Here is a 16,599-nt window from a genome sequence, read left to right as displayed (position 1 = left end):
ACATAAGTGCTAGATCAAAGGAGTATCTCATTTATACTTCATGCGGGTCTGGAGACCGCCAATTGCTATGTGGCACCGGCTGGATTGGGCAGAAAAGAAAAGAGGCGCAACACCTGCGCCTCTTCCAGTATACATTCAGTGTGTCTGTCAATCGCATTGACGAACTGCCTTACTTGCAATACTTCTTCAGGTAAGGTTCTGCCTCTTTCAGGCCTAGTTTCTTGGCTTTGGTCCAGTCGGCACAGGCGCTCGCTTTCTCACCAATGTTGTAGCGGGGGGCGCCGCGGTTATAATAAGCCTCTGCGTAGTTGGCATCCAGTTCAACGGCTTTGCTGTAGTCGGAGATGGCGCCGCTGTTGTCTTTTAAGGCATAGCGCACCAGGCCACGGTTGTTGTAGGCGCGGGCGTCTTTCGGCTTTAGCTCCACCCCCTTGTTAAAGTCCTGCAAGGCTGCTTTGTAGTCGCGCATGTTGTACCTCGACAGGCCCCGGCTCAGGTAAGCCTCAGCATACTTCTTGTCGGCTGCAATGGCTCTGGTAAAGTCATCGATGGCCCCCCGGTAGTCGCGCAGCCTATCTTTGGCCACGCCACGGTTAGTCAGGGTTGCGGCATGGCGCGGCTCCAGCTTCAGGACTTCATCGTATTGCTGTATGGCCTCCAGGTAGCGGCCGGCTTTAAAATGCGCGTTGCCGTTCCTGAAATAGTCTTTTGCCGCCTGCTGTGCGGCAGCGGAGAAGGAGAGCACTAATAAAAGGATAAAGGGTAGAATTCTGAGCATGGGCACTGGTGTTTTATACTTTCAGGGGCTAAAGTACGGCAGCAAGACAAACCCTCAAAATTAAATTAGGACTTTTAAGGTATGAAGTGCTTTCTAAGCGGAAGGTGCGCATCCATCCTGCTAAAAGTCAGTGGGGTAAAAGGTGGTTTTGCAGAGTTGGGATTATCGTTTAATTTTGTCTGAAAACTTATAATAAAGAAACTATGGCATCAAAATACGATTTAGTAGTGCTGGGTAGCGGCCCGGGTGGCTACGTGGCCGCAATACGTGCGTCGCAGCTAGGTATGAAAGTAGGTGTTGTTGAGCGTGAGTCGCTGGGTGGCATCTGTTTGAACTGGGGCTGTATCCCGACAAAAGCACTGCTAAAAAGCGCAAATGTTTTTGAGTACATCAACCACGCCTCGGACTACGGTATTACCATTGGCGATGCTTCGGTTGATTTCGATAAAGTGATCCAGCGCAGCCGCGGCGTGGCAGACGGTATGAGCAAAGGCATTCAGTTCCTGTTCCGCAAAAACAAGATCGATGCGATTATGGGTACCGGCAAAATTGTGGCCAAAGGCAAGCTGGAAGTAACAGATGCCAACGGTAGCAAAACCACGGTAGAGGCCAACAACATTATCATCGCAACGGGTGCCCGCTCACGCGAGCTGCCTAACCTGCCGATCGACGGCAAGAAGATCATCGGTTACCGCCAGGCCATGTCGCTGGAGAAGCAGCCTGAGAGCATGGTGGTGGTAGGCTCTGGCGCTATCGGTGTGGAGTTTGCCTACTTCTACAACGCCATGGGCACGAAGGTAACGATTGTGGAATACATGCCAAACATCGTTCCGGTAGAAGATGAGGAGGTGTCACGCCAACTGTCCAAGTCTTTCCGTAAGGCAGGTATCAACATCATGACGGACTCTTCTGTAGAGCGCGTAGACACAAAAGGCGACCTGTGCAAAGTTACCGTTAAAACGGCCAAAGGCGAGGAAACGCTGGAGGCAGAGGTGGTGCTTTCTGCCGTAGGCATCCAGACAAACCTGGAGGACATCGGCCTGGAAGAGCTGGGCATCAAAGTGGACCGCGGCCGCTTGGTAGTGGATGAGTTCTACAAGACAAACGTGGATGGTATTTACGCAATCGGTGACATCGTGCCGGGCCCTGCGCTGGCACACGTGGCCTCTGCCGAAGGCATCATCTGCGTGGAGAAAATGGCCGGACACGATCCGGAGCCGCTGAACTACGGCAACATCCCGGGCTGTACGTATTGCTCCCCGGAGATCGCTTCAGTAGGTCTTACCGAGAAGGCTGCCCGTGAGCAAGGCCTGGATATCAAGGTTGGCAAGTTCCCGTTCTCCGCGTCGGGTAAGGCAAGTGCCGCCGGTGCCAAGGATGGCTTCGTGAAAGTGATTTTTGACGCCAAGTATGGCGAGTTGCTGGGCGCGCACATGATCGGTGCCAACGTAACCGAGATGATCGCGGAGGTAGTGGTTGCCCGCAAGCTGGAGACAACTGGCCACGAGATCATCAAAGCCGTACACCCGCACCCAACTATGAGCGAGGCCATTATGGAGGCTACTGCCGCCGCTTACGACGAGGTGATCCACCTGTAAGCAGAAAGTATGGCAATATAAAAGGGGTTGGTCGGAAATTCGGCCAGCCCCTTTTTATATTTGCTTTAACCATGCTTATGTCTGCTGCCGGCATCACTACAGCCTTCCGTTGTGTGGGCAGGTGTACTTGTGATTTCTTCAACAACAGGGTTCCAGGCCTGTTTTAGCGAAAAGGCGGCCTGTATTAACAAGATTTGGCTAAATATCGCGTTTGGTATAAAAGTATTGTGTTTAGCTGGATATGCTATATTATATGTAACTTGTACACTTTTTAAGGCAGGCTACGGTCCGGCTGCCGTCTTGGTGCTGCTCAGGTTGGCACTGTTATGGCTCTACTTGCGTTAGCATATACCTGACGGGTGCTTTTACCCTCGATTCACTCTTTTGCTCTTTTAGGCTTTGTGTGAGTTCAGTTTTATCACATTAAATCCCTACTATGAAGCTAAAAGGCAAAGTGAAATTCGTTTCCAAAGATAAAAACCTCTTTTTCGCCACCCTCCGGAAGCGGGTGGACGCCTACTTTACAGAAAATAACCTCACCAAGACTGCTAACGCTGCCATGGTTATAAAGAGCGTGGTGTTGCTGTTAGGCTATGTTCTCCCGTTCATTGCCCTTCTGGCATTCCAGCCGGCGTTTCCACTCAGCTTGCTGCTTTGGTTCGTCATGGGGCTGGGCGTGGCAGGCATTGGCATGAGCGTAATGCACGATGCTAACCATGGGGCGTTCTCCAGCAACAAAAGAATAAATTTTCTGATGGGGCACACCCTGAACCTGGTAGGAGGCTCTGCCTTTAACTGGAAACTGCAGCACAACATCCTGCACCATACCTATACCAACGTGGTGGAGATGGACGAGGATATACAGGACAGGCTGGTGCTGCGATTCTCGCCACACACCAAAGTGAAGTTTTTTCATCAGCTGCAGTGGGTGTATGCGTTCGTTTTCTATGGCCTGCTGACGCTATACTGGGTCGTGGCGAAGGACTTTGTGCAGTATAGCCTCTTTATTAAGAACGGCGTGAATGCTAACTCGGCTGCCGAGAACAAGGTCATGCTCACGAAGATCGTTGTGATGAAGGTGCTGTACTTTTTTGCGGTGCTGGGGGTGCCTGCGCTGTTTTTCGGTATTCCTTTCCTGGAGGTTATACTTGGCTTCCTGCTGATGCACTTTGTGGCCGGCATTATACTTACGGTGGTATTTCAGCTGGCCCACACGGTAGAGGGCACCAGCCATCCAAGGCCAGACGAGCACGGCAACATTGAGAATGACTGGGCCATTCACCAACTGAACACAACCGTGAATTTTTCGCGCCACAATAAGTTGCTGTCGTGGTACGTGGGAGGCCTGAATTTCCAGATCGAGCACCACCTTTTTCCGCGTGTCTGCCATGTGCACTACCCGGCCATTGCCAATATCGTAAAGGAAACAGCCGCTGAGTATGATATACCATACCTGGAAAACGAAACGTTTGGGCAGGCCGTACGCTCCCATATAACTACGCTGCACCGCTTCGGCCGGCTCCCAAACATGAATGAAGCGATCGGCTAGCATTTTTGCCCCGGACACCAGTACTGCTACCCAATAACCCTACACGGAAGCCCATATTATCAACTATCAAAGGATTACATGAAGTTAAAAGGCAAAGTAAAATTCGTTAATAAAGACAAAAACCTGTTTTTCGCCACCTTGCGAAAACGCGTAGACACTTACTTTACAGAAAATAATTATTCAAAGTCAGGTAACGGTAAGTTGCTAACGAAGAGTGTTTTATTGCTGCTCTTGTACCTCGTTCCATTTGCCGGGATTCTGGCTTTTACACCCTCGCTGGGAATTAGCTTAGCACTCTGGTTTGTGATGGGACTCGGCGTAGCAGGCGTGGCGATGAGCGTGATGCACGATGCTAACCACGGTGCTTTCTCGAAGAACAAAACCATTAATTACCTGATGGCCCACTCCGTGAATCTGCTGGGCGCCTCTGCCTTTAACTGGAAACTGCAGCACAACATCCTGCACCATACTTACACCAACGTGGTGGAGATGGACGAGGACATAGACGATATCGTGTTCATGCGTTTTTCGCCACACACCAAGGTGAAGTTCTACCACAAGATACAATGGGCCTATGCCTTCATGTTCTACGGTTTGCTCACGTTGTACTGGGTTATTCTAAAGGATTTTTTGCAGTTCTTCAGGTACATCAATAATGGAGTGAACGCCAATTCAAAAGCAAAGAACAGGGTGGCCTTCTCTAAGATCGTGGCGTTCAAGCTACTTTATTTTTTCTCCCTGCTCGTGGCCCCTACGCTGTTCTTCGGCATCCCGTTCCTGGAGGTGGCGCTAGGTTTCCTGCTGATGCACTTCGTGGCCGGCATTATACTTTCCACGGTGTTCCAGCTGGCCCACACCGTGGAGGGCACCAGCCATCCGTTGCCCAGCGGAAACGGCACGATAGAGAATGACTGGGCCATACACCAGTTGAACACGACAGCAAACTTCTCGCGTAAGAGCAAGCTGCTGTCGTGGTACGTGGGAGGCTTGAACTTTCAGATCGAGCACCACCTTTTTCCGCGCATATCACACGTGCACTACCCGGCCATTGCCGACATCGTAAAAGACACCGCTGTTGAATACGGCATCCCGTACATTGAAAGTGAAACGCTTGTGCAGGCCGTAAGGTCGCACCTGGCCACGCTGCACCGCTTCGGCAGGCTGCAGCTGCCGCACCTGAGCGAGGTAATGGCTTAAAAGCGGTTTTATACTGTTAAGAACGGCAGGAAGGTAACTTTCTGCCGTTTCTGTTTTATACTCCTACCGCACATTTTTCCAGACGTTGGTGTTTTTGAGTATTTTTGCGCAGAAGAACCGCTGTACCCATGCCCGAAACCCGCATCGTTGCCTGCACCCTTGCAGAACTCCATACTTTACAAGACATTGCCATACGCTCTTACAACGACCACTATCTGTACTTGTGGTTTGACGGGGGCGCCTGGTACGTAGACCGCAGCTTTAAGGAAGAGACGCTGCGAGAGGAGCTAACCGACCCCAATGCCGCCTTTTACCTGATCTACCATGAAGCGAAGCTGGTGGGCTTCCTGAAGCTGAACCTGCACAAAGAACTAGAAGGCTATACTGCGGATGAGGCGCTGGAACTGGAGCGGATTTACCTCACCAAGGCAGCCTCCGGCAAAGGCATAGGCCGGGAGGCGGTAACATTTACCAAAGAGGTGGCAGCCAAGTATAATAAACGCGTGATCTGGCTCAAGGCCATGGACAGCAGCCGCTCCGTAGATTTTTACGAACAGAACGGCTTTGAAAAGTGCGGCACCTACACCCTGCCCTTCGAGCAGATGAAGCCGGAGTACCGCGGCATGTATGTGATGAAGCTGGAGCTATAGCTCAAATGGAGCCAAACACTGAAACGGGGCAACAGGATGGCACTGAAGCACAAAATGTACTGGGGGATTGCCGTCGTTGCCGGAGTTGTTGTGATGGAGTTGCTCTCTCGACCAGCTTCGCCTCCATTGTTTGAGGAGATACTGGAGCAGTGTAGGAGGGACGAAGAACTGATGACTTCGATAGGAGGCTACCAGAGCTATACGTATGCGTACAACAGGCATCAGTTAGAAAAAGATACATTTACCACCTGACTGTCTATGGCCGCCACGGCAAGCTTACGTTGAAAGGAGTGGCCGTTAAAAAGAATGATGCATGGCAGGTGATGAAACATGCTTCCGAAACAGAGGATAAGCTGCACTGACAGGTACGATTGCCGAATGTTGAATGCGCCACACCTAGCAGTAAGCTGGAGTCAGTTAAATGTACCTACCTTAAACTTTGCGGACTTGCCGCCTGTTGTAACAAGAACGCACGAAGTGGCGCTTTATCAGAAAAAAATAGAATTTGGAAACAACTTACGATATACTCATTGTTGGAGCGGGGCCTATTGGGTTGGCGGCGGGGCTGGAGGCTAAGCGCGCCGGGCTCAGTTACCTGATCGTGGAGCGCGGCTGTTTGGTGAACTCCATCTATAATTATCCGCTCAACATGACTTTCTTCTCCACTTCCGAGAGGCTGGAGATTGGAGGCATCCCGTTTACGTCACTCAATGCCAAGCCTACCCGTGCAGAGGCCCTGGAGTACTACCGTCGTGTGGCCGATTCGGCAGATCTGAACATCAACCTGTTTGAAGAGGTGCAACACCTGCAGCCGGAGGAGGATGCCTACCGCATTTTCACCAGCAAGGGCGAGTACCTGGCCCGTAAGGTAGTGGTGGCGCTGGGCTTTTATGGTATCCCGAACTTGCTGCACGTACCTGGCGAGGAGCTGCCGAAAGTACGCCACTATTACTTCGACCCGCATTATTACTTCCGCCAGAAGGTAGTGGTGGTAGGGGCCAATAACTCTGCCGCCGATGCCGCCCTGGAAACCTGGCGCAAGGGCGCCGACGTGACCATGGTGGTGCGCCAGCCGGAGCTCGGAAGTATAAAATACTGGACTAAGCCGGACCTGGAGAACCGCATCAAAGCCGGAGAGATTAAAGCTTACTTTAACGCAAGTATCACCGAGATAAGAGCGCGCGAGGTCGATATCCAGACGCCGGAAGGGAAGCTGACGCTGGAGAATGATTTTGTGCTGGCCATGACCGGTTACCAGCCGGACTTCAGCTTTCTGGAGAAAATAGGCGTGAAGCTGGGCCAGGATGAAAAGCGCTACCCGCAGTATGATGCAGAAACCATGGAAACGAACCTGCCGGGCGTGTACCTGGCCGGTGTAGTGTGCGGTGGCATGGATACCCATGTGTGGTTTATCGAGAACTCCCGCGAGCACGCTGTGAAGATCGTGAAAAACATCAAGGAAGAACTGCAGTCGGAGAAAGTATAAACCACCGTGGCGCAAGAATCGGCTAGTGCCTGGATCAGGAGTAGATTTTGCTGTACGCCTTGGTCACGACTCTGCCCTCAGAGCTGGGCTCATTACCTTCGCACTCCCATTCTAGGTAATTTGAGGAGGGGAGTTCTGAGCATCGATCAACCCACCCCTAACCCCTCCGAGGAGGGGAATCTCCTGCAGACGATAACATCCCCCTGCTCCTACTAAAGGGAACTTGTTTTAAGCTCCGTCTGCCTTAGCTATTGGAATGGATCCCAGTCTTTGGGTTGAGCGCCTATGCGAGTTTTTCCGGTGCCGAAGGCATTGCGACGTTAGGAGCAAAGGAAAAGCTCGCAGCGCGATGCCCAAAGATGAGGCCACCCGGCCTTGAGGGAGCCAAAGCATGAAGTGCAACTGTAGGCTTGTAAGACTGAGGATGAACAGGGGCTAGTAAGGACAGCTTGGTTCAAGCTACGGGAAGCAGCAGCAAAGGCACAAGCGGACGCTTGCGCCAGAGAAAGTATCCTAAGAAAGTATAAAGTGCAGAAGTATGGTCTATGCGGACGTAGAAGTTCGCAGCAGAAAGACTCCGGCCAAGTATATCCAAAGCAGCGAGAGTTCCTGGACAGAGAAATCGTTACAGCGGAAGTATAAATCAGCAAGCATGAAGTATAGCGCAAGTATAAATCCTGCCAAAATAGGATGTGACCAAACCTGGCGCTATCTTTGCGGCTTGTGTTTCGCTCAGTATCCTAAAAGAAACTATACGTTCAGTTTTTAGGTTGAAGAGAACAACACCGGTCGGGAATGGCCTTTTGTAGCTTGCTGCATCTATTTCAAATTCCGGCCACCTTACCGCAAAGCAGCGCACAAGGCGTTGCGCGGTTTTTATTTCAAAAACCATTTAATGACATTCGAGAATCTAAACCTCATTGAGCCAATCCTAAAAGCTCTCAAAACAGAAGGATATACCACCCCAACTCCCATCCAAGCCAAATCCATTCCGCTTATACTTCAGAAAAGAGACCTGTTGGGTTGTGCCCAAACGGGTACCGGTAAAACGGCGGCGTTTTCTATTCCGATCCTGCAGTTGCTGCACGAGAAGCAGGGAAGCGACAGGGGGCAACGTAAGATCAAAGCACTCATCCTGACGCCTACACGCGAACTGGCGCTTCAGATTGCAGACAGCATAGAAGCTTATGGTAAGCATACGGGCCTGAAGCATACCGTTATTTTCGGTGGTGTGCCGCAGAAAAAGCAGACCGACGCACTGCGCGCTGGCATAGATATACTAGTGGCCACACCGGGTCGTTTGCTCGACTTGATGGCGCAGAAGTATGTGCACCTGCAGCACCTGGAGCTGTTCGTGCTGGACGAGGCGGACCGCATGCTGGACATGGGCTTTGTGAACGACGTGAAGAAGGTGCTGAAAGTGCTGCCGGAGAAAAAGCAATCGCTGTTCTTCTCGGCTACTATGGCCCCGGAGATCATGAAGCTGGCCGACACTATCTTGGTGGATCCCGCCAAGGTGGAGGTAACGCCGGTGTCGTCTACCGCCAACACCATTCAGCAGTCGGTATACTATGTAAAAGGGCCGGACAAGCGCAAGCTGTTGCTGCACCTGCTAAAGGACGAGGCCATGGAGAGTGTGCTGGTATTTACCCGCACCAAGCGTGGCGCCGACCGAGTAGCTAAGGATATTGCCAAAGCCGGTGTAACCGCAGAGGCTATTCACGGAAATAAAGCACAGAATGCCCGCGTGCGTGCGCTGGATAACTTCAAGTCGCGCAAGACGCGCGTGCTGGTAGCCACCGACATTGCCGCCCGCGGTATTGACGTAGACGACCTGAGCCACGTGGTAAACTATGAGTTGCCAAACGAGCCGGAAACGTACGTGCACCGCATTGGCCGTACGGGCAGGGCAGGGGCGAGCGGTATTGCCTATTCCTTCTGCGGAGCCGATGAGGTGCCTTATCTGGCCAGCATCCAGAAACTGATCTCCAAAAACGTGCCGGTGGTGGATAACCATCCGTTCCCGCTCACAGCCAAGGATTTTGCCGAGGCAGCCAGCACTGTAAAAGAGCAGAAGAAAAAAGGTGGCAGAGGCGGCCGCAGCCGTTGGGGCGATAAGCCAGCCGGTGACGGCCAGCGCAGTGCAGGCAGCGCCAATGCCAACAGGCCAGCCGGCGGAGCTCGCAACGGAGGCAATCGCAGCAACGGCAACCGAAACAGAACGCACCAATCAAGCTAAAGAAGCTGCGTATAAAGTATTAAAAGCCCTGCCGGAGAAATCTGGCAGGGCTTTTTTTTGGCAGCAGGGTAAGGTTCGCTGCTGATTTGTGCTGTTGCGATGTTAGCCTTTCTACAGCACCGGAGCAGGAGATCGCCACTGTTTCGTAACAAAAGCTATAGCGGTTTTGCACCCATCATGCAGCAAATCAGAAGCTGCTTAACCAGCAGTTGGAGAAAGGCCTTCAACAGCTAGAGATAAATGCCGGTGGCTTGCCAACCGGGGTATATGTGTGCGAGGTGTCGGTAAACAACCACCTGTACCGCGAAAAGCTGGTGCTGACAAAGTAACCAGTAAAGCTGAACAAAAAGGGGACCCATTGAAGCGGGTCCCCTTTTATGGTCTAGGCTTATCCCTCCGTCACTGTCTGCCGTGTGCGGCTCACCAGGTATACGCCGGCAAAGATCAGCAAAGCATAAAGCGCCTTCTGAAGTGTAAACACATCCTTGCCCACCCCGATGGCTATACATATAGCCAGCACCGGCTGCAGGTAAATGTAGGCACCCACCAACGAGGGGTTGGCATAACGCAAGGCCCAGGTGTTAAACAGGTAGGCAATGATGGTTACCGCAATCACCATAAAAGCAATAGCCACCCAGATTGAGGTAGGGAAGGAACCATAATTTGGCGCCAGCACCTGCTGCCAGCCAAACGGAACCACAATGATAGCGCCAACCGTGAAAATGCGGCTTACGACAGTAAAGGCATTATACTTCTGCATCAAGGGTTTTACCAGCACCAGGTATAAACCAAAGGAGGTAGCATTCAGGATGATGAGCAAATCGCCCCAAAGGTTGCCGGTCGTATGTTCGCTGCTGGACGTGTAAATGAGCAGAAAAGCACCTGTAAAAGCCAGCGCGATACCCCCCACTTTCCGCTTGCTGATGCGCTCGCGCAGGAGAATGGCTGAGAACACCAGCACCACCACCGGCACGATGACCATGAGCAGGGCCGCGTTGATGGGTGCCGTTAGGTTTAAGCCGGCAAAGAAGCAGAGTTGGTTAATGGCCACGCCCGTTACGCCGCAAAGTATGGCGCGCAGGTTGTCGTTCCAGCCTACGATTTTCTCTCTTGTCACCAGCCTGCTGAAAAAGCCAAAGAAGATCGCTGCCGACACCACCCGAATCACGATCAGCCCGAATGGCCCCATGTAGGCAGGCATTACTGCTTTGGCTACGCTGTAGTTGCTTCCGTAGATCAGAGCCACCAGAAAAAGAGCCCCGTGCACCTGTAATTGTTTGTTCATCCAGCAAAGGTACGTGCTATTTCTGTTCCCGCCGTATAAGGACAAAAGAGAAGAGATACACAAATGAACCAACTGCCGCTGACGGTCCGGAGGGCCATTGAAATAACCGGGCTTTTTTTCCTGGGGTGGATCATTGTTTTAGGCAAAGACTTGCTCGCCCCGCTGCTGATGGCATTTTTTATCAGTATTATGCTGCTCCCAATCTACCGGTTTTTCCGGCAGCGCCACTTCCCCGATGCCGTGGCCATTGGTATCAGCCTGCTTGCGCTCATCATCATCCTGGGGGGCATCGTCTGGTTTTTCTCGTCCCAGATGAGCATTCTGATCCGCGACTTCCCCACCATCCAGAAAAATGTGATGAACCACCTGAACGCCCTGAGCGAGTGGATTGGTAGCAAAACGCCTATCTCTACGCAGGAGCAAACGGCGTTTATCCGGGAGCAGAGCAATAACCTGCTGAACTACGCTGGCAACCTGCTGGGGGGCGTGGCCGGAAGTGTTACGGGCACGCTGGTGTTCCTTGGTTTGCTGCCTATCTATATTTTCCTGCTGCTGTTTTACAAGAATCTGCTGCTGCGCTTTGTGTTCCTGTGGTTCCCGAGGGAGCGGCACGAGAAAGTAGAGGAAACGCTGGATGAGATACAGGTGATCATCAAAAGCTACCTCTTCGGCCTGCTGATACAGGTTACCTACATGACCATTCTTCTGGGCGGCATCCTGATGATCATCGGCATAAAGCATGCGCTACTGATCGGGGTGATCTTCGCTTTTCTGAACCTGATCCCGTACGTGGGCGCACTGCTGGGCAACATCATTGGGGTGCTGCTGACGCTGGCTTCTTCGGAGGAGCTCTGGCCGGTGCTGGCGGTGCTGGGCACCATTGCGGCGGTGCAGTTCCTGGACAACAACATCCTGATGCCGCGCATCGTGGGCTCCAAGGTAAGGATCAACGCGCTGGCCACCATTGTGGGGGTGGTGCTGGGCGGCGAAATTGCAGGGATAGCCGGCATGTTCCTCTCCCTCCCCGTTATTGCCATGCTGAAGGTGGTGTTCGACCGCACCGAGCAGTTTAAGCAGTGGGGTGTGCTGTTCGGCGATGAGCGGCCGGAGCACAGCCCGATGGACCTGCCGGTACTGCGCAGGCGCAGCGACAGTGTGCGCAAAAAGCTGGAGGAGCAAAATAAGATAGAGCCCCCGCATAAGTAAATTTACCCATTTATTAAGTAGGGGGAAGGGAGCGTTGCGGCACCGGGTCCAACCACCCCAGCCCCTCCTTAGCTTTTTCGATGGCCCCCACCCCATGAGGAGAGCTTGTCATTGCTGCTGCTCAAGTCATAAGTTTCATGGCAGTTGGAGTAGCATCAGCAGAAGTATAAACCCACCCCTTGCCCCTCCCAAGAGGGGAATTGCCCGCAGGAGATTACCATCCCTCTGCTCCCTTCCAAGGGGGGCTTTACCCCACCCCGACCCTCCCCTAAAAACAGGGGAGGGAGTATGGTTCAAGCTCCGTCAGCTGTGGCTATCAAAATGTTCCCAGTCTTTGGGTTGTGCGCCTATGCGAGTTTTTCCGGTGCCGAACGCCAGTGAGGCATTGCGACGTCAGGAGCAAAGGAAAAGCTCCCAGCGCGATGCCCGAAGACGAGCCCTCTCGGGCTGGAGAGCACCAAAGCTGGCTATGAAAAGAGCCGCTTGTAAGGCTGTGGATAAGCAGTAGCTAGTATGGATAGCTTGTGTCGAGTTGTAGGAAGCAGTGGCAATAGAGAAAGCACGAGCTACAAGTTCGCGCTAGCGGGGAAACAGCGGCTAAGCAAGGCACAAGCGGACGCTTGCGCCAGAGAAGTATGAAGATAACCAAAGCAAGTATGGCTTACAGTGATTAAGAAATCCGCAGTAGAAAAGTTACGGAAAAGGATGTTTGAAACAGCGAGGAAGGCACCGGTTACATGCCCACGGCAGCGAAGGGATAACCTCGTTCCGGTTGTAGAGAGCGGCAGCTAAAGCAGCAACAACACAAGCGGACGCTTGCACTTCGGAAGGCCGGTTGAAACAAACCACGCGGTTTTATACTTACCTCTTTGCCTGCAAATTCGTAGCTTTGTCTTTAACCGATTCCGGAGAAAGAAGAGAGCAGATGAATCACCCGAACATACCTTTGGCCGAGCGCATGCGGCCCCACAACCTCGATCAGTACTATGGGCAAAAGCATTTGGTAGGGCCTGATGGCATCCTGCGCCGCTACATAGAGGGCGGTGTAATACCAAGTATGATCTTGTGGGGACCTCCTGGCGTGGGCAAAACCACATTGGCTAATATCATCGCCAACCAGATGAAAGTGCCTTTTGTGGCGCTGAGCGCCATCAACTCCGGCGTGAAAGACATCCGGGAAGTGATCGACCAGGCCAAGAAACGGCAGGGCACGGTGCTGTTTATCGACGAGATCCACCGCTTTAACAAGTCGCAGCAGGACGCGCTGCTGGGGGCCGTGGAAAAGGGCGTAGTAACACTAGTAGGCGCTACGACTGAAAACCCGTCGTTCGAGGTGATCTCGGCTTTGCTGTCGCGTTGCCAGGTATATATTCTGAAGCACCTGAGCAAGGATGAACTAATAGAGCTGGTGGACAAGGCGCTGGCGCAGGACGAGTGGATGCAGTACCGTAAGGTTCGGGTACAGGAGTATGAGGCGCTGCTGACCATCTCCGGCGGCGATGCCCGCAAACTGCTGAACCTGCTGGAGATCGTGGCAGAGGGCGTGAAGGCCGATGAAGTCGTGATCACGAACGAGCTGGTAAAGCAGGTGGCGCAGCAGAACATCGTGATGTATGACAAGAGCGGGGAGATGCATTATGATTTGGTTTCCGCTTTCATCAAGTCTATCCGCGGCTCCGACCCTAATGCGGCCGTGTACTGGCTGGCCCGCATGATCGAGGGCGGCGAAGACCCCAAGTTCATCGCCCGCAGGTTGCTCATTGCTGCCTCCGAGGATATCGGCCTGGCAAATGCCAACGCGCTGCTGATGGCTACCAACTGCTTCCAGGCAGTGCAGATGATCGGGTACCCGGAGGCGGAGATCATCCTCTCGCAGTGCACAATATATTTGGCTACCTCACCTAAGAGCAATGCCAGCTATAAAGCGATCAAGACCGCGCGGGCACTGGTGCAGCAAACCGGAAACCTGCCCGTGCCGCTGCATATCCGCAACGCCCCAACCAAACTGATGAAGGAAATCGGCTACGGCAACAACTACAAGTACGCCCACGACTACGAAGGCAATTTCGTGCAGCAGGAGTTCATGCCGCAGGAGCTTAGCAACACCGCCCTTTACCAGCCCGGCAGTAACGCCCGCGAGCGCGACCTGCTCAAGCAGCTGCAGGCACAGTGGGGGAAGAAATACCGGTATTAGTTTTTGGGTATTTGTTGTTCGAACTCAACGAACTATAACAGTGCGAGCAGGAAAAGAACGGGCGAAGGACCATCTACCACCAACCAACAACCAAACATGAGCAGAGTGGTGTTTATACTTTCTATTGTAGCGCTGGTTGCCTTCTACATTGTGTGGGGGCTGCTGGGCTACGCCTTTGGCGGTATCCTGACGGTGGCAGGCACTATTGCGCTGATATACTTCCGGAGGCGCTACCTGGGCATGCGGCCTTATTGGGCGGGAAGCTTGTCCGATATTCCAAAATACTTTACATTACCATAAGTTCTCGGTTTTTAGTGGCATAGGTTTGTCTATAAATAGGCGTGGTTGGTCGAGTTGGGGCGGGGCAGATGAACTTTAAGCTCTAAATTTGCTTAACAAGTATAGGAGTATAGTACTCCTGAAGTAAAACGAACCAATTTTAAACCATTAACATACCATGCTAAACTTCCTGAAATATGTGCTGGCTACCATTGTAGGCCTGCTCATATTCTTCTTCATCAGCATTCTGTTGCTGATTGGTATTGCTGCCAGCGTAGGCTCCGGCGACGAAGTGAAAATAGCCGACAACGCTGTGCTGGAACTCAAACTAGACAAACCCATATCGGAGCGTGACCCGAAAGACCCGCTCTCTGAACTTGGCTTTTCGTTTGGCGGTTTCTCCAGCACCGACGGCCTGGACCAGATCAAGGCCTCTATCCGCCGCGCCAAGAACGACGATAACATCAAGGGCATCTTCCTGAACATGACCTATGTCGATGCCGGCATGGGCAAGCTGGAGGAGATCCGAAACGACCTGATCGACTTTAAGGAGTCCGGCAAGTTTATCGTTTCCTACACCGACCTTTCAACTGAGAAAGCCTATTACCTGGCTTCTGTGGCTGATAAAATCTACATGAACCCCATGGGCACCGTAGAGTTTAACGGCATGAGCTCCGAGCTGTACTTCTTTAAGCGCCTGCTCGACAAGCTGGACATCGAGGCTCAGATCTTTAAGGTAGGAACCTACAAGAGCGCTGTGGAGCCTTTCTTCCTGGAGAAGGCCAGTGAGGCAAACCGAGAGCAGCTCAACTCCTTCCTGAACTCCATGAACAACTACCAGCTGCAGCAAATAGCCAAAACCCGCAACATTGCGCCTGCGGAGCTGAAGACCGTGCAGGATAACCTGTTGGTGCGTGATCCGGAGGATGCGAAGAAGTATAAGCTCATTACCGACATCGGCTATTTCGACGAGGCTGTTTCGTACATGAAGGAGCAGATCGGCATCGAAGACAAGGACAAACTGGAGCTGGTGCAGCTCTCCAAGTATAAGAAGGTGAAAGACGAGAACATCAGCACCTCCAAAAACCGCATTGCCGTGATTTATGCCGAAGGCGATATCGTGGATGGCGAGGGTGATGAGGACAACATCGGCGGCCGCCGTTACTCCGAGGCGATTCGGGAGGCCCGCCTGGATAAAAATGTGAAGGCGATCGTGCTGCGCATCAGTTCTCCGGGTGGTAGCGCCCTGGCTTCGGATATCATCTGGCGTGAGGTGCAGCTGGCTAAAAAAGAGAAGCCTGTTATTGCCTCCATGTCGGATGTGGCGGCATCGGGCGGTTACTACATTGCCATGGGCTGCGATACCATTGTGGCGCACCCTAACACCATTACGGGTAGCATTGGCGTATTCGGCGTGATTCCTAACATGCAGGGCTTCCTGAACGATAAGCTGGGCATCACGGTGGACCACGTAAGCACCGGCAAGTTCTCGGACATGCCGACCATTAGCCGCCCCATGACGGAGCAGGAAAAAGAAATCATGCAGCACCAGATCGACCAGATCTATGAGGTGTTCACAAGCAAAGCCGCCCAGGGCCGCAACATGACGCAGGACCAGCTGAAGGAGTATGCCTCCGGCCGTGTTTGGTCTGGTACCGAAGCCAAGGAGCGCAAGCTGGTGGACCTGTACGGTGGCCTGGATGAAGCCATTGCCATCGCTGTGAAAAGGGCAGGGGTAGAAGACGATTACCGCCTGAAGGAGCTGCCGGCCCGCAAATCATTTTTCGATGAGCTGATGGGCGATATGGGGTCCAAAGCCAAAGAACAGGCCATCAAGGCAGAGATGGGAGAGCTGTACCCATACTACAAGCTCTACAAGAAAGTCTCCACGCTGGTGGGAGCCCAGGCCCGCATGCCGTACGAAATGACGGTAGAGTAACACGGATTGAGTGTAACTCAGGATCTCTGTACAAGTATAAGAAGCGCCTCCAGGACACCGACCTGGAGGCGCTTTTGTTTTCAGGGCTTGCTATTTTTTTGCAACTTGCCCACCTATACGGGTGGCTGCATCTGATGGTAGCTCACTAGTATGAATTTTAGGCAGAGCGTATATAAGGGGCATGATGAAAGTCATTTTA

12 protein-coding genes are annotated in these 16,599 nt (G+C 52.6%); 10 read left to right on the top strand and 2 right to left on the bottom strand.

Annotation, left to right across the window (positions count from 1 at the left end; genetic code table 11):
* Positions 1–169: 169 nt before the first annotated feature.
* Positions 170–778: a tetratricopeptide repeat protein gene (locus PXG97_RS09010; RefSeq protein ID WP_276497431.1), complete on the bottom strand. Its 609-nt coding sequence runs from the start codon at positions 776–778 to the stop codon at positions 170–172.
* Positions 779–981: 203 nt separating this feature from the next.
* On the opposite strand from PXG97_RS09010, the gene lpdA reads away from it, so the two are divergent.
* From lpdA to PXG97_RS08980, 6 genes are all read left to right on the top strand, one after another.
* Positions 982–2,376 carry a dihydrolipoyl dehydrogenase gene (gene lpdA / locus PXG97_RS09005; RefSeq protein ID WP_276497430.1) on the top strand — a complete coding sequence of 465 codons (1,395 nt, stop codon included), beginning with the start codon at positions 982–984 and terminating at the stop codon, positions 2,374–2,376.
* Positions 2,377–2,812: 436 nt separating this feature from the next.
* Positions 2,813–3,925, top strand: a complete 1,113-nt coding sequence (locus PXG97_RS09000) for a fatty acid desaturase family protein (RefSeq protein WP_276497429.1) — start codon at positions 2,813–2,815, stop codon at positions 3,923–3,925.
* 78 nt (positions 3,926–4,003) lie between these two features.
* A complete protein-coding gene (locus PXG97_RS08995; RefSeq protein WP_276497428.1) occupies positions 4,004–5,122 on the top strand; it encodes a fatty acid desaturase family protein in 1,119 nt (372 codons plus the stop codon).
* 128 nt (positions 5,123–5,250) lie between these two features.
* Entirely contained in the window at positions 5,251–5,772 is a 522-nt protein-coding gene (locus PXG97_RS08990) for a GNAT family N-acetyltransferase (protein ID WP_276497427.1), read from the top strand.
* Between the two features lie 505 nt (positions 5,773–6,277).
* A complete protein-coding gene (locus tag PXG97_RS08985) occupies positions 6,278–7,258 on the top strand; it encodes a YpdA family putative bacillithiol disulfide reductase (RefSeq protein ID WP_276497426.1) in 981 nt (326 codons plus the stop codon).
* A gap of 895 nt (positions 7,259–8,153) precedes the next feature.
* Positions 8,154–9,497, top strand: coding sequence for a DEAD/DEAH box helicase (locus tag PXG97_RS08980; protein WP_276497425.1), 1,344 nt, complete (start codon positions 8,154–8,156; stop codon positions 9,495–9,497).
* A gap of 388 nt (positions 9,498–9,885) precedes the next feature.
* Here PXG97_RS08980 and PXG97_RS08975 read toward each other — a convergent pair whose 3' ends face one another.
* On the bottom strand, positions 9,886–10,782 hold the full coding sequence (locus PXG97_RS08975; RefSeq protein ID WP_276497424.1) for a DMT family transporter: 897 nt from the start codon (positions 10,780–10,782) through the stop codon (positions 9,886–9,888).
* A 63-nt stretch (positions 10,783–10,845) separates the two neighbouring features.
* Here PXG97_RS08975 and PXG97_RS08970 point away from each other — a divergent pair, with 63 nt between their 5' ends.
* The 4 genes from PXG97_RS08970 to sppA all read left to right on the top strand — a co-directional run bounded on the left by PXG97_RS08970 (position 10,846) and on the right by sppA (position 16,400).
* The gene (locus PXG97_RS08970; protein WP_276497423.1) at positions 10,846–11,988 is read left to right on the top strand and encodes an AI-2E family transporter; all 1,143 of its coding nucleotides are present in this window, start codon (positions 10,846–10,848) and stop codon (positions 11,986–11,988) included.
* A gap of 925 nt (positions 11,989–12,913) precedes the next feature.
* Positions 12,914–14,182: a replication-associated recombination protein A gene (locus tag PXG97_RS08965; RefSeq protein ID WP_276497422.1), complete on the top strand. Its 1,269-nt coding sequence runs from the start codon at positions 12,914–12,916 to the stop codon at positions 14,180–14,182.
* A gap of 96 nt (positions 14,183–14,278) precedes the next feature.
* Positions 14,279–14,482, top strand: coding sequence for a hypothetical protein (locus PXG97_RS08960; RefSeq protein ID WP_276497421.1), 204 nt, complete (start codon positions 14,279–14,281; stop codon positions 14,480–14,482).
* Positions 14,483–14,639: 157 nt separating this feature from the next.
* A complete protein-coding gene (gene sppA, locus PXG97_RS08955; protein ID WP_276497420.1) occupies positions 14,640–16,400 on the top strand; it encodes a signal peptide peptidase SppA in 1,761 nt (586 codons plus the stop codon).
* Positions 16,401–16,599 lie beyond the last annotated feature (199 nt).

Origin of the sequence: Pontibacter litorisediminis (assembly GCF_029360645.1) — a bacterium.
Taxonomy (GTDB): Bacteria; Bacteroidota; Bacteroidia; order Cytophagales; family Hymenobacteraceae; genus Pontibacter; species Pontibacter litorisediminis.
Note: the sequence above shows the minus strand (reverse complement) of the source record. Positions and strands in the feature narration are given on the sequence as shown.